This window comes from Corynebacterium suranareeae (genome assembly GCF_002355155.1).
Lineage (GTDB): Bacteria > Actinomycetota > Actinomycetes > Mycobacteriales > Mycobacteriaceae > Corynebacterium > Corynebacterium suranareeae.
Genome location: NZ_AP017369.1, coordinates 1,362,772 through 1,379,922, shown reverse-complemented (window position 1 = coordinate 1,379,922; position 17,151 = coordinate 1,362,772). Strand labels below are relative to the sequence as shown.

Annotated in this window: 12 protein-coding genes and 1 pseudogene; 4 read left to right on the top strand and 9 right to left on the bottom strand. The window is 50.2% G+C overall.

Annotated features, from left to right (window positions below; all coding sequences use genetic code 11):
* Positions 1 to 3: 3 nt before the first annotated feature.
* From N24_RS06545 to N24_RS06520, 6 genes are all read right to left on the bottom strand, one after another.
* The gene (locus N24_RS06545) at positions 4 to 720 is read right to left on the bottom strand and encodes a CoA transferase subunit A (RefSeq protein WP_096455392.1); all 717 of its coding nucleotides are present in this window, start codon (positions 718 to 720) and stop codon (positions 4 to 6) included.
* A 144-nt stretch (positions 721 to 864) separates the two neighbouring features.
* Entirely contained in the window at positions 865 to 1,791 is a 927-nt protein-coding gene (locus N24_RS06540; RefSeq protein ID WP_167382050.1) for an alpha/beta hydrolase, read from the bottom strand.
* Positions 1,792 to 1,831: 40 nt separating this feature from the next.
* Positions 1,832 to 4,462: an AAA family ATPase gene (locus N24_RS06535; RefSeq protein ID WP_096455390.1), complete on the bottom strand. Its 2,631-nt coding sequence runs from the start codon at positions 4,460 to 4,462 to the stop codon at positions 1,832 to 1,834.
* A 4-nt stretch (positions 4,463 to 4,466) separates the two neighbouring features.
* Positions 4,467 to 5,642 carry a metallophosphoesterase family protein gene (locus N24_RS06530; protein ID WP_096455388.1) on the bottom strand — a complete coding sequence of 392 codons (1,176 nt, stop codon included), beginning with the start codon at positions 5,640 to 5,642 and terminating at the stop codon, positions 4,467 to 4,469.
* 39 nt (positions 5,643 to 5,681) lie between these two features.
* Positions 5,682 to 6,536, bottom strand: a complete 855-nt coding sequence (locus N24_RS06525) for an SWIM zinc finger family protein (protein WP_096455386.1) — start codon at positions 6,534 to 6,536, stop codon at positions 5,682 to 5,684.
* The gene (locus tag N24_RS06520) at positions 6,529 to 9,633 is read right to left on the bottom strand and encodes a DEAD/DEAH box helicase (RefSeq protein ID WP_096455384.1); all 3,105 of its coding nucleotides are present in this window, start codon (positions 9,631 to 9,633) and stop codon (positions 6,529 to 6,531) included. Before N24_RS06520 ends, N24_RS06525 begins: the two co-directional genes overlap by 8 nt.
* A 281-nt stretch (positions 9,634 to 9,914) precedes the next feature.
* On the opposite strand from N24_RS06520, the gene putP reads away from it, so the two are divergent.
* The 3 genes from putP (at position 9,915) to N24_RS06505 (ending at position 12,617) form a co-directional block, all read left to right on the top strand.
* Positions 9,915 to 11,489, top strand: coding sequence for a sodium/proline symporter PutP (gene putP, locus N24_RS06515; RefSeq protein WP_096455382.1), 1,575 nt, complete (start codon positions 9,915 to 9,917; stop codon positions 11,487 to 11,489).
* A gap of 45 nt (positions 11,490 to 11,534) precedes the next feature.
* Positions 11,535 to 12,077, top strand: coding sequence for a GmrSD restriction endonuclease domain-containing protein (locus tag N24_RS06510; RefSeq protein WP_096455380.1), 543 nt, complete (start codon positions 11,535 to 11,537; stop codon positions 12,075 to 12,077).
* A gap of 66 nt (positions 12,078 to 12,143) precedes the next feature.
* Complete coding sequence (locus N24_RS06505) at positions 12,144 to 12,617, top strand: DUF2269 domain-containing protein (RefSeq protein ID WP_096455378.1); 474 nt, start codon at positions 12,144 to 12,146, stop codon at positions 12,615 to 12,617.
* Between the two features lie 56 nt (positions 12,618 to 12,673).
* On the opposite strand, the gene N24_RS06500 is transcribed toward N24_RS06505, so the two are convergent.
* From N24_RS06500 to mhpA, 3 genes and pseudogenes are all read right to left on the bottom strand, one after another.
* A complete protein-coding gene (locus tag N24_RS06500; RefSeq protein WP_096459861.1) occupies positions 12,674 to 13,561 on the bottom strand; it encodes a dioxygenase family protein in 888 nt (295 codons plus the stop codon).
* Positions 13,562 to 13,577: 16 nt separating this feature from the next.
* Positions 13,578 to 14,657 (bottom strand): annotated as a pseudogene (locus N24_RS06495) (maleylacetate reductase).
* A 10-nt stretch (positions 14,658 to 14,667) separates the two neighbouring features.
* Complete coding sequence (gene mhpA, locus N24_RS06490) at positions 14,668 to 16,260, bottom strand: bifunctional 3-(3-hydroxy-phenyl)propionate/3-hydroxycinnamic acid hydroxylase MhpA (protein WP_096455376.1); 1,593 nt, start codon at positions 16,258 to 16,260, stop codon at positions 14,668 to 14,670.
* A gap of 152 nt (positions 16,261 to 16,412) precedes the next feature.
* Here mhpA and N24_RS06485 point away from each other — a divergent pair, with 152 nt between their 5' ends.
* The gene (locus tag N24_RS06485; RefSeq protein ID WP_096455374.1) at positions 16,413 to 17,102 is read left to right on the top strand and encodes a TetR/AcrR family transcriptional regulator; all 690 of its coding nucleotides are present in this window, start codon (positions 16,413 to 16,415) and stop codon (positions 17,100 to 17,102) included.
* Positions 17,103 to 17,151: the final 49 nt, after the last annotated feature.

The window sequence follows — 17,151 nt, the reverse complement described above, 5'->3', positions numbered from 1 at the left end:
TTTTTAAACCTCCTGCAAAGCTTCTGGTCGGGGACGATTGACAATTTGTTCAATCTCATTGGGAATTAGTGCTTGGGTGAGGTGATGGATAAATACACTCGGGGTGTGAATATCATCAGGTCCTAGTTCACCGCGATCGACGATGTGTTCCGCTTCTGCGAAGGTGACCTTTCCGCACTTTGCAACAACGGGGTTAAAGTTCCGGGCGGCAAGTCGATAGCGCAAATTACCGTGAATATCAGCTGTGTGCGCATGAACGAGCGAAACATCAGCGATGATGGCTCGTTCCATCAAGTAGGTTTCACCATCAAATTCTGCGGTGGGCTTTCCTTCACCAATGGCTGTTCCCACACCGGTTTGAGTGTAAAACGCAGCAATACCTGCCCCGCCTGCACGCATCCGTTCCGCCAAAGTTCCCTGCGGGACGAATTCCACCTCAACAGCTCCGCTTAAGTATTGCTCCATGAAGAGTTTGTTCTCCCCAATATAAGACGCCAAAACCTTGGAAATTTGACCGCCTTCCAGCAAACGACCCAAGCCGACTCCATCAATAGCTAAGTTGTTGGAAACTACAGTGAGGTCTTTTACGCCAGAGTCACGCACAATATCAATCAGCGTGCTGGGAATACCACACAGGCCAAAACCACCAGCCGCGATGGTCATTCCATCAAATAACTCTGAACGCAGCTGTTCTTCTATGTTGTCTGCGACCTTTGACAAGGGACCTCCCTAAACGAATGTCAATCAATTTCTATGATCTAAGTTACGTTTTTTAAGGGTTGTGGTCTATGCCAAAATGTCCAAAAGATTAGGGCTATTTTTGTAGAAATCTACAAAACTCTGTCGAAGGAGATTGGCTTTCGGCTATATCTTTGGTTTCGTGGAACGACTGTACTTAAAGGCCTCTGCGAGTTCCCCACCAATGAAACGCCGTGCAGACAGTGCATCGGCTATGAGTGTAGACATTTGCACAAAAGGATGAACCTGGCCTTTGAACTGTACGTGCGTAACAGCATTTCCCGCCTTAAGTAAAGCTTCTGCATAATCAGAAACCTCATCTACCAAAGGATCACATTCCGCCGTCACGATGGTAGCCGGTGGCAAATTTTTTAAATTTTTATGCAATCCTGGCGACAACCGTGGGTCGCTTCGGTCATGTTCAGCCGCATAACAGGTGTAGAAATATTCAAGGCGTCTACGGGTCAAGAAATACCCCGAGGCAAATTCTTGATGGCTTGAGGTATCAAAACTAGACAGATTCATCACTGGATAGATAAGGACCTGGTGCACGATTCGATCTCGAAGTTCTTGGGCAATCACCGCTGCAATATTCCCGCCGGCACTATCTCCTCCCGCGGCTACAAGTTCGGGGTTGGTGTTAGAAACGCTACCGTTGAGTACTGCTTCTGTCACGGCCTGGCAATCATCTAGTGCTGCGGGGAAAGGATGTTCCGGGGCTCGCCGATAATCCACGCTGATGCACAATGCTCCCGAAGTCACCGCTATGTCGCGCACTGTGGAATCTACTGATTCAAGATCTCCCAGTACCCATCCACCGCCGTGAAAGTAGATAAATACCGGCAGCTGGTCCACATCAGGCCGTGGGTTGTACGCCCTCACTGGAATGCCGTCGATTTCTAGATCTTGAACTGCCGCCACTGGAGTTTTATTGCCCATGAGATGCCTGGAGGCCTCATTGGCAGCCCGGTTTTCTGCCACGCTCTGGGTATCCAAATCCGGAGCGTGCGAGGCGAGTTGAAGAAAACGCTGGGCATCTGGGTGAATACTCATTGTGACGTGCTCCGTTTAGTGGTGGCTTTAGCGGTGGCTTTTACAGCAGCACGTTAGAGGTTTTCAATGATTCAATGCTGAGCTTTTGTGCGACTTCTACATAGTTGTATCTGTCTGGCACGCATGTAAGCACAAATACCTGAGATTCTTTACCGGCATCGCTAAATAGCAGGGAGATGCGGGTAAGGCGTTCAGGGTCAGTGCTGCCCAAAGCATCATCAATAAACACTGGAACTGCAGATTGCTCAGAAGATTCAGCAACCAATTCCGCGATGGCAAATCTTGTGAGAATTGCTAGCTGTTCTTGGGCACCTCCTGATAGGTGATCAAGATCTACCGTTCGTGGCCCAATCGATCTACTTGCAATTGAGAGTTTGTCATCGAGGTCGAAGTCCGTGTTTTCCCCAAACACGGATGCAGCTAGGCGTGAAAGCTTATCGGCAAAAGGAGCCGCGTATCGCTTCCTGGACTCATCACGGTAAGACACCATAAGATCATGAAGACGACGTGCAGCATGTGCTCTGCGTTGTTCAGATTCCAAGCGATTCTCCGCTGCTTTCAGCGCTGCTTCCGCCTTGTCGAATCGTTCTTTAGCTCCTGCTGCAACCCCAATGAGTCCTTCCAACCGAACTAACTCAGTGCTTGCATCAGAAATTGCCGCTTTATAAGACCTCACATTTGCTTCAGCACCGTCGCATAGGCGTTGAGCTAGATCAGGATTCGACTCGGCCAGGGACTTTTCAATCTCTTGCCGTTTAAGTGTTACAGCAGCTAGTTCATCTGTGCACCGTTGCACGGCAGCAGTCACGTCCTCATCGGAGCTGTCCGCGACTGCCCTATCAAGTTCATTTTGAGCCACCGTTACGTTATTGGCCAAGCTATCAAGTTGAGCAGTCAAAACCCTCAAGGCGTTATCAGCAGGACGAGACCGTAGCCCATCCAATGCAGCGCTTGCTTGCTTTTGTGCTTCCCCTGCTCGTTCTCGTGATTCTTCCGCCTCTTCTAATTGTGTTTGGGCGCCGTCTAAACCAAGGTCAGGATCTAAACCATCAGGGATTTGCAGCCCATCTAGCTCAGCTCGTAAAACTGCTACGTCGATTCCACCGCTGGTGCGCTCTTGCTCTTTTAGCAGCGCAGCGATATCAGCATCGCGTTTTTCTTGAGCGTTGAACCGTTCCTGAAGCTGATCCATATCCTTAACATCAAGCCGGTCAAGAAGCTCCGCCAATGTAGCTTCAACTGATTCTAAATCGGATCGGCTGTCAGCGGCTGATTTTCCTGGGTTGATGGTGACGGTGACATCACCGATCACCATTGTGAGATCACGGTCAAGAGGGACCTGCGTGGACTCAGTTGAAAGTGACAAAGCGTTATCGCCGAGCTGAATTTCGGTTGGCGTTACCGCACTTAACGTAATATTTCCCTGTCTCGCTTCAACGAGGCTTCTTTGAATTTCTACGTCAGTGATTGCTTTTCGCAGTGCATCAATATCGCGTTGGGTTACTGGTACTGCACTATGTTGGGCGGTCCGTAAATCATGGAGCTTTGTTCCAATGCGGTCCAGCTCAACTAAAAGTGTGCGAAGGTATTCTTTGCGATCACGGTTTTTAATGCCAACAACTACTTGGCGTGCATCTTTCACCCTGCTGATGGCAGCAGTTTCAGCTACTCGTGCGGCTTCTAGCTTCGCACTTAAAGCCTGGAATTCTTCTGCTTCTCTAGTCGCATCCTGTTGCTTATTTTCTTTGGCTGCTTCAGCCTCTTTTACCGCTTCTTTTGCTTGTTCTAGTTTGTTTCGGGCATCTTTACGTCGATTTTGTGCACCAACAGCTTGCTCTAGCTGTTCAGAAGCTCGAGAAAACTGTGCAAGAATTTCCTCCGCTTCTGTCTTAATCTTTAAAGCTCCCGCTAATTCAGAACGCCGGATTTCCAGCTCTTCTTCCGCTTTAGGCAACTTTGCTTTCGCCACGTCGCGATCAGATTCCAAACGCGCAACCCGATCAACATGGGACGATAATTGAGCAACCTCAGCACTTGCGACATTAAGGTCTGCGCGCAGGTCATCCACCTGCTTGGAAAACTGCAAAAAGCGAGCGTTGGCCTTACCTGTATTGGTATAGAACTTTGCGTATTCTTTTTCCACTGCTGCCATGAGTTCAGTGTCTTCAGTGGCATCTTCTGTACTGCCACTTTGAGTATTCAAAGCACTAGTCAGCGCAGGGATTCCTACCGCATTGATACCTGCTTCAACTTCTCCCTGTTTCATAAACAAGGTATCCAGCAACGCTGTATCAAGATGGGTATGCAAGATATCTGCAAGTTTGGTCTCTGCTTCATCACCGCGGTGGTTGGACGGCCGTGGCTCAATAAGCTGCATCTCAGCTGCTGGAGTTTTTAAGTATTGCTTGTGGATCCGGAAGCGGACATCACCAATTGTTGCCTCAAAGGTGATACTGATGGGAACATCGCGGTCAACGGGCTGAATAGCTTTGATTTTTCCGCTTTTGCTGCGGTGTTTAATGTTTAGAACGGTATCAATGGCTTCTAAGATGGAGGATTTTCCTTGCTCGTTGTCACCATGGATGACTATGACACCTCGTTCTGGGATATCACGAAGCTCTAAATGCTCGATAGCGCGGAAATTATCAATAATTATTTCGTGAATACGCATGTGTTTAAACCTCCCGGCTTAGACGAAACAGCAGGTTAAGAGCATCACGGTCTTCTTCTGGCGCATTACCGGACACTACTGAATCACTCAGTACTCGCAAAACATCGGCAGCATAGCCCATCATTTCTAAGTACTCCAGATCATGTTCACCAGGTTCAAGGACAAGATCTGTTGTACGTTCGCGTGGCTTAAGGGAAGCAAAAACATCTTCAAGTTCCGCGATACCCTCTTCCAGAATTCTGTTTTGTTCCAACGTGATGGTTCCACGCAAACCATATTTAATTACTGTTCTAGATTTATCTGGATAGTCCCGCAAGGTTTGTAAGAACTCTTCCACATCTGCCATGGATGAAATATCACGGGAAAAAGCGTGGAAGGTCCACTTCCCCACCTCGACTTCTTTAACCTCGACATGCGCCTTGGTGGCGTTGACGATGAGAACTTTTCCGGAATTTACTTCTCCTCCCACCCGGTCTGGGTCAAGATCGTGGAAGTCGGTAGTTTCTGGAGCACCGGAAAACCACACTTTGCCACTGTTGCCTACAGGCTGTGCTGAGTGGGTATCACCTAATGCAAGGTAATCAATAGTGCCGTCCGCCAGTTTGGATTCAACGGCTTTAAGGTCAATCAAGTCCGCACGGTGATCAGTAGTGCGGGCTTCTGCTTGGCCATGCCCAACAGCAATGCGAATGTTTTCTGTCGGTTCTAAATCTGCCAAGGCATCTGCTACCAGATCTGAGCTTGCTGTCTTCTGTAGGAGTGGGGCTCCCACAATTTCAACACCTGGGCTGATCTGATGCACTGAATTATCAGACAAAATGGTCACACCCTCGATGTCTTTGGCGCGATAAAACAAAGAATCTGCAGTTAATGGATCATGGTTACCGGGCAATAGGTACACCGGTAGCTTTAAAGAACGTAATGCTTCTAATGCGCGTCCAGTGGTGCGCTGCTCAAGTGAGTTATGTTCAAAGACATCTCCTGCCAGCACAATGAACTCGCAGTCATTGTCCCGTGCTACCTCACCTATTTTCTCAATTGCCCTAATGCGATCGTCATCAAACCGGGCCTGGGCTTCATCGGATAAAAACCACCGGGTCATTCCGATTTGCAGGTCCGAGGAGTGTAAAAATTTCACTGTTGTGTTCATAGCGCCCATCTCATCATGCACTGTGGACATAGCTGCCCATTCGGGGGTAATTCACACCCAAACCCCGGGTTAATCGGTGTCTTCTTCTTCGTAAACCTGTTGGTTATCGGGGTGATTTGAAATCAAAATTTCGTACATATCCTCAATATCACTAACGGCACGCAGTTGTTCGAGGGAGGTGTATGACACCAGCCTTAAAGCCTTGTGAAGGTAGTTGATATCGGAATCATCAATTGCTGGTGCGATCTTTGGGTCAGGTAAACCAGGTAGTGCTTTACCATTCCAAAAGCTCTCGTTATCTTCTGGTTCCACAGCTACTTTGGAGTGGTAGGTGCGAATGAGAGCTTCTAGTCCAGCCATTCCTTGTCCTCGGATATCGAGGATCATTGCGGGGTTGGCTGTCATTTTTTCTGCGATATACAGTGAGCTTGCTACTGCATGTTTGCACACCAAGGATCGATCAGGGCAGGTGCAATCGAAATAGATTGACTCATCTATCCCACCAACTAAATGGTCCAGCATGGATGAGGTGAGGTGTCCATCGCGGACGAGGCGTAGGCCGTTTGGGGTATCGGCAATTGCAGAATAAGCCTCGCGCAATTTCTCAGAACTGCGGTATGGGAACGTTACTGTGGTGGTGAAAGGTTCATTTTGGGAACCAGCAACCGTGCATTCCACGCGTCCTTCCAAAACTGTCATGCCGGTGACATTTCCATTTCGGTAGTACTGCTCACCACGGCTTTGTCTGCCTCTGTCGGCATTTTTCTCGGTGAGTAAAACGGTGCGTTTACCGGCAGGGCTAAATTGTTTGTCGCGTGATTTGTTGGTTACTTTGACGCGGTCTTCGGGTGTGGATACTCGTTGCTTATTGCCAAAGTTGGCATAAATTACGTTATCCATTTTTACGCGGCGTGACTCAGTCATCTGCGCCTTCCCTTTCGCGGTAACTCATCAGCATGGCCAGTTCTTCGGGGTTCAGCTCGGTGATCCAGCCTTCGCCTTCACCCACAATGGTGCTGGCTAGGTGCATTTTTCCATCGAGGATATCTTGGATCGATTCTTCCATCGTGCCGGCGGTAATCATTTTGTACACATCAACGTTTTTTTGCTGGCCGATGCGGAATGCACGGTCGGTTGCTTGGTTTTCCACAGCGGGGTTCCACCAGCGGTCCATGTGCACCACGATTGATGCGGCAGTGAGGTTGAGGCCTGTGCCACCTGCTTTCAATGACAGGATCATTGCTGGCGGGCCATCTTCTGATTGGAAAGCTGCCACCATGCGGTCACGTCCAGGTTTGGTGACACCACCGTGAAGGAACGGAATATCAGTGCCTAAACGGTCGGAAAGATATGGCGCCAGGAGTCGGCCGAACGCAGCATACTGGGTAAAAATTAGCATGCGTCGTTCTTCTTTCACTGCGGTATCAATGAGATCCATCAATGCGGCAACTTTTCCTGAGCGGTGTTTGCCTTTCAAGGTGACGTCAGATCCATCACCTAAAAAGTGTGCCGGGTGGTTACAGATTTGTTTGATGCGAGTAATCGTGGCAAGGACTAGGCCTTTACGGGACATACCTTCGCGTTCGTCAAGCTGTTTTTGTACGTCTTCAACGAGCGCTTTGTACAGAGATGCCTGCTCTGTGGTCATATCCACACGGATGATTTCCTCGGTTTTTTCAGGAAGGTCATCAATGATGTTGGGGTCAGTTTTCAGGCGTCGCAAAATAAACGGCGCGGTGAGCTGGCGAAGACGCTCAGTCATGGTGTCGTCTTGTTGACGCTCGATGGCTTTGGCAAAGTGATTTCGGAAAAACGATGCCGAACCAAGTACTCCTGGGTTACAGAAATCTAAGATTGACCGCATTTCAGACAGGCGGTTTTCCACTGGGGTTCCTGTTAACGCGATGCGATGGCGTGACGGTAGTGAGCGCACTGCCTTGGATACGCGGGTAGAAGAGTTTTTGATAGCTTGCGCTTCATCAAGGACAACGCGTTCAAAACCTACTTCTCCCATGAGTTTAAAGTCACGGGTGATCACACCATAAGAGGTGATAATCAAGTCCATGTCCTTGGCTTTTTCTAAGAACTCAGCATCTCCCAACCGCTGCGGGCCGTGATGCATGAGCACTTTCAAAGAAGGCACAAATTTCATCGCTTCGGCAGCCCAGTTGCCCACCACAGATGTTGGGCAGACCACGAGTGTTGGGCCGCGTTCAACATCAGGTGCTTCAGCGCGTTCCACAGCCAGCAGGGTGAGCAGCTGGAGGGTTTTACCCAAACCCATATCATCGGCGAGGACAGCGCCAAGGTTGTTTGCGGACATCCAATAAAGCCAATCCACGCCGCGTCGCTGGTATTCACGAAGGTCTGCAACCACGGTGTCAGGAATATTCACGCGCACGGGTGCAGGAGTTTCGGTACCTCCCAGTAGCGAGTTAAACCATTGTGAACCGGTGAATTCCACTGGTTCGTTTTCAGCTGCTTTCAGTGCAATTTCGCGCAACTCGGCAAGAGTGACTTCGCCGTGCCCGTCGCCACTGAACTTCTCGTTGAATTCTTTGCGGAGAGTTTCTGCTTTAGCTGCCAGTAGCTGCCAGCCTTCTGCCCCACTTGCTTCGGCGAGTTTGGCTTCCATCGCCACTTTTTCCATCTCAGCCCGTGCCCGCTTTTCGGAAGACTTCGAGAGTTCTTCCATGTAGCTGGTGATGCGTCGTAAAGCGTCTTGGTCTGCCATGACCCAATCACCGCGCAGGCGGATGAGGCCTGATTTGGAGTCGATGAGTTCCCGCATCTCTTCGTCGGAAAGCGTGATGTCGCCGACGCTGATGCGCCAGTTGTATTCAACAAGCTGGTCGAGGCCGATGATTGCTTTGGTCGAAGAATCTGCGGCGTCGTTGGGCGTGCGTGCTTCAACCTGCGCGCGTGTTTCATACGTGCTCCAAGCTTTGGGCAGCATCACAGGGATGTCGGCTTTGCGCAATTTAGCAACGTCGTGGGAAATAAAGCTCACAATTTCCTCGGTGGTAAGGAAAATATCCCAGTCGCCGCTTTGTGCAATATCCACCATGTGACCCAGCATGGCGTCTTCGCGGGCTGGATCGAGCAAAAACGACGTCGTTTTCGCTGTCTCATATTGCGCGCGCAGTTGCTCCATGCCACCGCTATCGATCGAACCTTTTTGGATCGGCTGTGGCGCGTCCACGCCTGTGCGCACCATTAAGCGCACGGGCCACACAGAATCCATTGGATCTTCATAGTCAGATTCTGCAGGGGGTTCCTCCACCAAAATTACCAGCTGCAAAGACGCAGAGGTGATGGTGTTTTTCCACTGGTTAAGCGCATGCGTAAGCATCGTTGAGCCTTTGCGCAACGCGTGATTAAACAGCAGTGCATCGATAAATTCATGGCGCGCATACGGCAACGTTTCATCGCGGTAGTCACGCAAAATGGCGTTCGCAATCCAGTGCGGGAGCTCATTGGCCATGGTGCCGGCTAAATCACGGCCACCATTGATCCTTAAAATTCCCGGCGCAGCGTGGTTCATTTCAGCCAACCATCCGCGCTCAGACAAGCTTGCAGATAATTGCCACTGGGGCCACCACGCGTTATCCATCATCACCGTGCGCAGGGTGACACGGCCGGCTTGTACAAAGCGAGTAAGTCCCTGGTACATGGCAATAAGCCACCATAAATCGGGTGCGATAGAGTCTCGCTGCGCGCGCGTGGCAGCGGGGGTTTCAGCTTTGAGGAAGCTTAATTGCGAGAAAACCGTGACGGCTTCTTCCGGAGTAAAAGCGGCCGTTGGCGTGGGGAGTTCAACATGGCGCCCTTTGGGCGTGCGCAAATGCACATTCATCCGCGCGCGGAACTTTTTCCCCTGCAGGATTTGCTCGACTACCGGCGGGAATGTTCCGCTTTCCACTGCCTCCGGAAGCACAATTCGGTGCCCTTCGACCTGCTCAATCCACAGTTGCAGACCGCGATCTTTGATCCAGAGACCGTGAAGCAAGTGAGAAGTCATGAATTATTTCACCTATGTTGACTGGTGGTTTCTCGTAACCCTGTGCGAAACCGTTGGACAAGTACTCCAGCCTACCGGTTATTTCTAAAATCACCACTGCTAAAAGATTCTTGCTTTTCGACGCTTCCCTCCGCACGTTTGAGCTGCAAGCTCGGCGCCTGCGCCAGCAGCGCAGATAGGGGTGATTTCACGCCTATGTATATGTGAAATACTCAGGTGGATTAGTGTTGTAGTTCACAGTGCTTTTGCACGTTTGTCCCCTATCCAAAAGGAGAAACCTCATGAGCGATAACACCTGGTTCATCATAGCCATCGTTATCTACATGTTGGTGATGGTGCTCATCGGCTACTGGAGTTACCGAAAAACCGAAAAATATGACGATTACATGCTGGCAGGTCGTGGTCTAAACCCATTTGTTGCCGCAATGTCTGCAGGTGCTTCAGATATGTCGGGATGGCTGCTCATGGGTCTACCCGGCGCGCTATTTGTCACCGGTATGTCAGAGCTCTGGATTGCAGTTGGTCTCACCATTGGTGCGTGGGCTAACTGGATGTGGGTTGCCCCTCGCCTTCGTTCTTATTCAGAAGTATCAGCCAACTCAATCACGCTGCCTTCGTTCTTCGAAAACCGACTTCGCGATAAATCTCGTGCGCTTCGCATCGTTGCAGCACTAATCATCATTGTGTTCTTCACCTTCTATATTTCCTCAGGCATGGTTGCTGGTGGAGTGTATTGGGAGTCTACATTTGGTGGCGATTATCTACTCGGCATGGGCATTGTCGCAGGTGTGACAGTGCTCTACACCTTCATTGGCGGATTCCTTGCCGTGTCCTACACCGATGCCGTCCAGGGATCGATCATGTTCTTTTCCCTGATTATCGTGCCCGTCATGGCGTATTTCGCACTAGCGAACCCCATGGATATTTGGAGCTTTGCAAGCTCTAATGATTACGGCCCGCACACCGATGGAATTGGCAATCCCACCTACTTCTCTATGATCAGTGGTATTTCTGCAGCAGCCATCATCGGCAACTTGGGTTGGGGGCTTGGCTACTTCGGCCAGCCTCATATCGTGGTTCGTTTCATGGCGCTTCGCACTCCAGCTGAAGCAAAGCAAGGTCGTCGCATCGGAATTTCGTGGATGTTCCTCTGCCTAGCGGGTGCAACCTTTACCGCAATTATCTCCACGGTATTCTTCGCACAAAACCCCGACGCCAGCATCACTGATACCAGGGCTTATGAATCCATCTTCCTAGATCTCGCCCGGATGCTATTCCACCCATTGATCGCTGGACTTATTTTGACCGCTGTTCTCGCGGCAATCATGTCGACGATGTCTTCTCAGCTGTTGGTCACTGCTTCATCATTGATCGAAGACTTGCTCAAGGTAGCTAAGAAAGACTCTCTGAGCGAGCGCTCTTTGATCATGCTGTCTCGTGCCACAGTCATCATCTTGGCGATCATTGCAGCAGCCATGGCCATTAACCCCTCTGACTCCATCCTTGGCTTGGTGGGATTTGCATGGGCGGGATTCGGCTCAGCATTTGGTCCGATCATGCTTGCTAGCCTCTATTGGAAGCGCCTCAACGCCGCCGGCGCTATCTCCGGCATGATCACTGGTGCTGTTGTCTCCATCGCGTGGGGTATGTCCCCACTAAGCGATACGCTGTATGAAATCATCCCAGGTTTCGCGCTAGCAACCATAGTGATGGTCGTTGTCTCCCTTATGACCAAACAACCATCCGAAGACATCCTCAACGAATTTGAAACGGCTAAGGATCTCGCCGCAGCCGTAGAAAAGAAAGAGGATGTTGATTTCGCAGAGGCAGCTAAAAACCTGAACAAAGAAAATTAACAACTTTAGGGAACCAAATGCTTAGGCGATGAGTCTAACCAGGATATGAAGATCTTTATCCGGTTACTCATCGCCTTTAGTGTTTTTCTCTGCCTTTACACCGCCGCTCCATATATTGGACAAGACCAACGAAACCTAGCTCCTGTACAAGCTATCCCCCAGCGAGCCACAGTTTTAGGCTATGACCGCACCTTAATGTTTGGCGGTTGGCTCAGTGGAGTTCGCGAAAATATCGTTAATGGTGCCAATGGCATTGATCCATATTCAGGTGGCGCTTTAGATTTATCAGCGGCTGAAGTTGACCATATTTTCCCACTCAGCGCGGCATGGGATTTAGGGGCTCACGCATGGACGGCTGGTGAACGGATCAGCTTTGCCAATGATCCCCTCAACCTCGTACTAGTGTCACGGGCTGAGAACCAAGATAAATCAGACCAACTGCCCAGCGAATGGTTGCCTTCTGATCGAAGCGCCCGGTGCTGGTATGTGGAGCGACTATTTGCTGTTGCTCACGCCTATGAGCTCCCACTACCGGAAAAAGACATCGAGGTGAGCAGAAAACAGTGTGGGTTCGCCAAATTCTTTTGATCTCGTTAGTGTATATATCAAGCATTTTTCATTTTGCCCACCCATAATTGAAAGGTCCACCAGCCCGTGACCACCATCATGATCGCAATTCATGCTATTGCCGCCATCCTCTTTTTAGGACCGGCAACAGTAGCAAACTCTCAGTTCCACGTCCGTGCATATGACGCCCACAACGGCAACACCCAAGCCGCTGGTTCTGCAAAGACACTGTTCAAGATTTCACAGAGCTACGGCATGCTCTCCCTGCTTGTGCCTTTGCTGGGTATCGCCATCATGCTTCTTGATTGGTCCTTCTACAAGTCCGAGGGCCAGTTCCACGCAGCAATCGCCTTGAGTGTTATCACGTGGGCTCTGCTTCTCTTTGTTATCTTCCCACGTCAGAAGAAGATGATGGGTGCCCTTGGTCTCCTTGAAGACGATGAGCAAGCAGCAAAGACCTACGAAGTTGCCAACTGGGACAAGGCCAAGAGCCAGCTGTCCATGTTCGGCGGAATTTGGGCGCTGCTCTGGGTGATCATCGCAATTTTGATGTTCATCTAAACCCGCTTAACCCAAAAACCACCAAGATTCATCTTGGTGGTTTTTTAATTTACTTCTTAAGCGTTGCCAGGAGCTAAGACGATATCGAAACGTGCACGTGTCCAGGTTTTTTCACCTAGATCGCGACCATCTGGGGTCACGCTTCCACGAGGCTGTTCATCAAACTTCTTGATCAAGGAATCCTTGACACCAAAGACCGAGTCGCCGATTGCTAATTGTGGGGCACCTTCAACGAAAATGTGTGTCACCAACGTACGTTTTTCAGGTGCTGTCACCATAAAGTGCAGGTGGGCACAGCGAACTGGGGAACGTCCTACTGCTTGCAGCATCTGGCCGACTGGGCCGTCGTGCGGGATGGGATACGGCACTGGAGTCAGACCCCAGAATCGGTATTCACCGTTTTCATCTGAATATAGATGTGCACGTCCAGCACTGCGTTCATCTGCGTACTGCACATCATAAAGACCATCCTCATCACATTCCCACACCTCAATACGTGCGTTTGGAATCGGATTGCCGTCGGTATCTTTCACTGTTCCTTCAATCCACGCGGGTTGCCCTGGAGCACCGAAGGAAATATCACCACCGTTTTCCACCAGTGGTGCATCATCAACAAAAAATGGACCAAACACGGTTGCTTCCGTGGCATCTTCATAAGCCTCATTGTTGACTGCAATGGTCTGCATGGAGGCACCCAAGGTGTCAGACAAAAGTACGAATTCCTGGCGCTTATCATCAGTGATGTGCCCAACTTTGGTCAAGAAATCGATGGCGTAGTTCCATTCTTCTTCAGTAAGGCGCACATCACGGATGAAATCGTGAAGATGTACGGTAAGCGACTTCATGATCTGCTTCAGGCGTGGATTTTCACAGTTGTCAAAGGAGCTAAGTACGCGCTCTACCAGGTCTTCTTCAACAGCTTGTTGCTGTGCTGAAATAGCCATTTCTGTGGTGGACATATTACTTTCCTTCACTTAAGGTTGCTGGGTCATCGCCATTAAGCGCTGCGTTAAGAAGCGCTGTGAGATTAGCTTCAGTGACGTCGCGCGGGTTATTGGCAGGGACTTTTTCCAGAATGATCGATACGGCTTCTGGGATATTGTCTGCAGTAAATCCATAATCAGAAAGGCGTTGAGGTGCTGAAACTTGCTCGCGCAGTCGTTGCAATCCACCCAGTGCGGTCTCTGATCCAAAAGCGGCTGCTGCTCGTTGTTCTGCTTCTGGAGCAAAAGGTGCATTAAAAGCAAGAACGTATGGCAAGACGGTGGCATGTGTTTGTGCGTGAGGCAGATTGTAAGTGCCACCAAGCACATGGCAGATCTTGTGGTGAAGACCCGAGCCAGCAGAAGCAAAGGACACTGCCGCCAGATATGCGCCGTACAGTGCTTCGTCTCGTCCGCTGACATCTTCAGCATTGTTGACGATCTTAGGTAATCCTGCTGATAGTGCCCTAATGCCTTCAGCAGCCATTGCTGCATTGATGGGATCAGCTTTAGGACCCCACAGCGAATCAATGCAATGCGCCAAACCGTTAAGACCAGAAGCTACAGACATATCCACAGGCAAAGACATGGTCAATGCGGAATCATAGATAACAGTTGTGGGCAACACCTTATTATCTACGCCCGTGGTTTTGCGTGCCGCCTCAGTTAGACCCCACACATTGGTTGCTTCAGAACCAGCCTAGGTGGTGGGCACCGCAATGATCGGGAGTGCGGTGGTCATAGCAATTGCTTTGGCAAGTCCTGTGGTTGATCCACCACCAATTGATACAACAACATCAATATCGTTTTCTGTTGCTACTTGTCTAGCTTCCTCAGCAGTTTCAATCGGCACATGCATCACCACATTGGAATGCCATACCTTTACATCGATATTGGCAGCTACTTCTTTAGCCATGGGTAGCTCAAACTCGCCGACTACAACCATGACATTGTGTGCGTGCAAACGCTTTACTTCAGCAGCAAGGTTTTCTGCTGCAAGACCAGAACCAAAGAGAACTCGTTGGCCTAGTGTTTCATGATCAAAAGTTAAAGACATCTACGAACTCCTATGCGTTAACAGTTGAATTGAGGTGGAGTAAATCTGACAGTCGAGCAATCTGTTGCTGCAATTCCTCTGCGTCTGCCGCGGTGGAGTACACGTAAAAATCAGGGCGGGTGATAATAAACTGTGCTCCGGCTTCACCAATCCATCGAGAATAAAGTCCCTCAGTATCTACCACTGCAGATTCGGAGTCACCGACAGATTCCACGATTGCTCCGATGGACTCCAAAGTTGCAAGGGAGGCCTCATTAAGGATCGTGCGTGGATCAATGTTGAGGCCTAGAACGGTCCAGCCGCGGCCGACGGCGTCGTCGAAACGCGCTTTTTGCCCCTTGTATTCCACAATGCCCTGCTTGGCAAGCTCACCGCCGTGTGCGGATTCCTTAATCCACACGCCAGGACCCAGGTGCGCAACGTCGGTGTTAACTGGAACCCCGTCTTTGGACTTCAGCTCCTCAATCATGCGTTCATCGCGCAAGCGTGCTTCTTTTTCATCAGCAATGCAAATGACATTGCCGAGCTCCATGGAGAAATCGATGTAGTAATGAACATGCTCACGACGTTCTTCACCATACGTATCAAGTAAAGCATCATCAGCTTTTCCGCCAAGAACCAAATCAAGGCGCCAGGCAAGTGCCAAAGAATCACGAAGTCCAGCACACATACCTTCGCCCGCGAAAGGTGGCATGAGGTGAGCAGCATCGCCAGCAATCAACGCTCGACCTGAACGCCATTCCTGAGCCCAACGAGCTTGGAAGCGATACACAGCGGAACGTTCCAAGATGGCCTTTTCTGGGGTAACGTCCCATGGCTCTAGCAGCTTCCACGCGCTTTCCTCGGAAGCCAGCTGGTTCAGATCTTCACCAGGCAACGCCATGAACTCCCAACGACGACGCCCCGGACCTCCAGGAACAATTGTGGTTGGACGCTTCGGATCACACAGCTGCCAGTGCGCAATTCCGTAGTCGATTTTCTGGGTTGGCTTGAGATCCAGGATCAACCAATCGAAGAAGTATCCAAGATCGTTCATTTCTAGGCCAAGAGTGTTGCGCACGAAGCTGTTCGCGCCATCCGCACCGACAACGTAGCGTGCTCGGATATCTTCACGCGGTGCATCTGCCGGAATGTCTTCAGGGTTATCAGTGATAACTCCATGGATCGTGGCGGAATCCTCGTCTTGGGTAAGACCAACAGCGGTAAATCCACAACGAATCTCCACCGAATCCATACTCAGGGCCAGATCACGCAGGCGCTTTTCCAATTCTGGCTGGTAAAACCAGTAGCGTGTGCGCCATCCGGAATCTGTCATGGAAGTCCAGTCAACCTCCAAGAGGGTCTCTCCTGCTGCGTTCTTCCAGTCATAGCTGTCTGTGTGATAGTCAATTGCCTCATCATTTTCTGCATCGACACCGATGTAGCCAAGAATGCGTGCAATTTCATGATCGAAGGTGACAGCTCGTGGACGCTCGTAAAAAGTAGGCCATTTTTCCAAGATGGTGACGCGATGGCCCTTTTGGCCGAGCAAAACAGCGAGCAGGGTTCCGGTCGGACCTCCACCGACGATGCAGACATCGGTATCAAATTCATTAAGTGACATGGGTTCTACCCCTTCAGATTGAGTGAGCTGGACAACATTAGCTAGGTCACATTATGAATCAGTATTCATATCTGAACAAGGATTCATGTTTATTAACACCCCCGATTTACCCCCTTTTCATTCCATCACCGCAGATCAATTAAGGTTTTCCTATGCCCACCTCTTCCAAGCCAAACGATGCTTCAACGGACCAGAGCAACACCCAAGCCCCCATTGGTCGTCGCGCTCTCAAGCGGGAACAAACCCGCTCACGCTTGATAGATTCTGCCCGCACACTCATGGCAGAACGAGGAGTAGACAATGTAGGAATCGCGGAGATTACCGAAGGCGCAAACGTAGGTACGGGTACTTTTTACAACTACTTCATCGACCGAGACCAGCTCTTACAGGCCGTTGCTGAAGACGCCTTTGAAACTGTTGGTTCAGCCCTTGACCAGTCACTAAATACCCTGGAAGACCCTGCAGAACTCTTCGCATGCTCTCTTCGACACCTAGTGCAATATTCATTGCATGACCGAATATGGGGAGGCCTTTTAGTCCAAATGGGCGCCGCACATCCCATCCTCATGCGCGTCCTGGGTCCATGTGCCCGCAGAGACCTGCTCCTCGGAATTGATACAGGAAGATTCACCATTGAGGACGTTGACCTAGCAACCACTTGCACTTTCGGGTCGCTTATCGCGGCAATTAACATGGCACTTTCTGTAGACCAAAATTCCGCTGAGAACATGGACGAAATGTATGCCGCATCAATGCTTCGTATGGTTGGTGTACCCGCCGATGAAGCTGGCGCAATTTCCAAAATCCCACTACCGGAAATCACCAGCCTTAGAGCACAATAGTTCCCCTGCTACTGCACCACTGACGAGCATCTAGTCTCCCAATTTGAAC

Excerpts from the sequence above, each read along its gene's own strand:
- N24_RS06485 (WP_096455374.1), top strand. The coding sequence starts at position 16,413 with ATGCCCACCTCTTCCAAGCCAAACGATGCTTCAACGGACCAGAGCAAC.
- N24_RS06510 (WP_096455380.1), top strand. The coding sequence starts at position 11,535 with ATGAAGATCTTTATCCGGTTACTCATCGCCTTTAGTGTTTTTCTCTGC.
- N24_RS06535 (WP_096455390.1), bottom strand. The coding sequence starts at position 4,462 with ATGCGTATTCACGAAATAATTATTGATAATTTCCGCGCTATCGAGCAT.
- N24_RS06530 (WP_096455388.1), bottom strand. The coding sequence starts at position 5,642 with ATGTCCACAGTGCATGATGAGATGGGCGCTATGAACACAACAGTGAAA.
- N24_RS06540 (WP_167382050.1), bottom strand. The coding sequence starts at position 1,791 with ATGAGTATTCACCCAGATGCCCAGCGTTTTCTTCAACTCGCCTCGCAC.
- N24_RS06525 (WP_096455386.1), bottom strand. The coding sequence starts at position 6,536 with ATGACTGAGTCACGCCGCGTAAAAATGGATAACGTAATTTATGCCAAC.
- N24_RS06500 (WP_096459861.1), bottom strand. The coding sequence starts at position 13,561 with ATGGCTATTTCAGCACAGCAACAAGCTGTTGAAGAAGACCTGGTAGAG.
- mhpA (WP_096455376.1), bottom strand. The coding sequence starts at position 16,260 with ATGTCACTTAATGAATTTGATACCGATGTCTGCATCGTCGGTGGAGGT.
- putP (WP_096455382.1), top strand. The coding sequence starts at position 9,915 with ATGAGCGATAACACCTGGTTCATCATAGCCATCGTTATCTACATGTTG.
- N24_RS06520 (WP_096455384.1), bottom strand. The coding sequence starts at position 9,633 with ATGACTTCTCACTTGCTTCACGGTCTCTGGATCAAAGATCGCGGTCTG.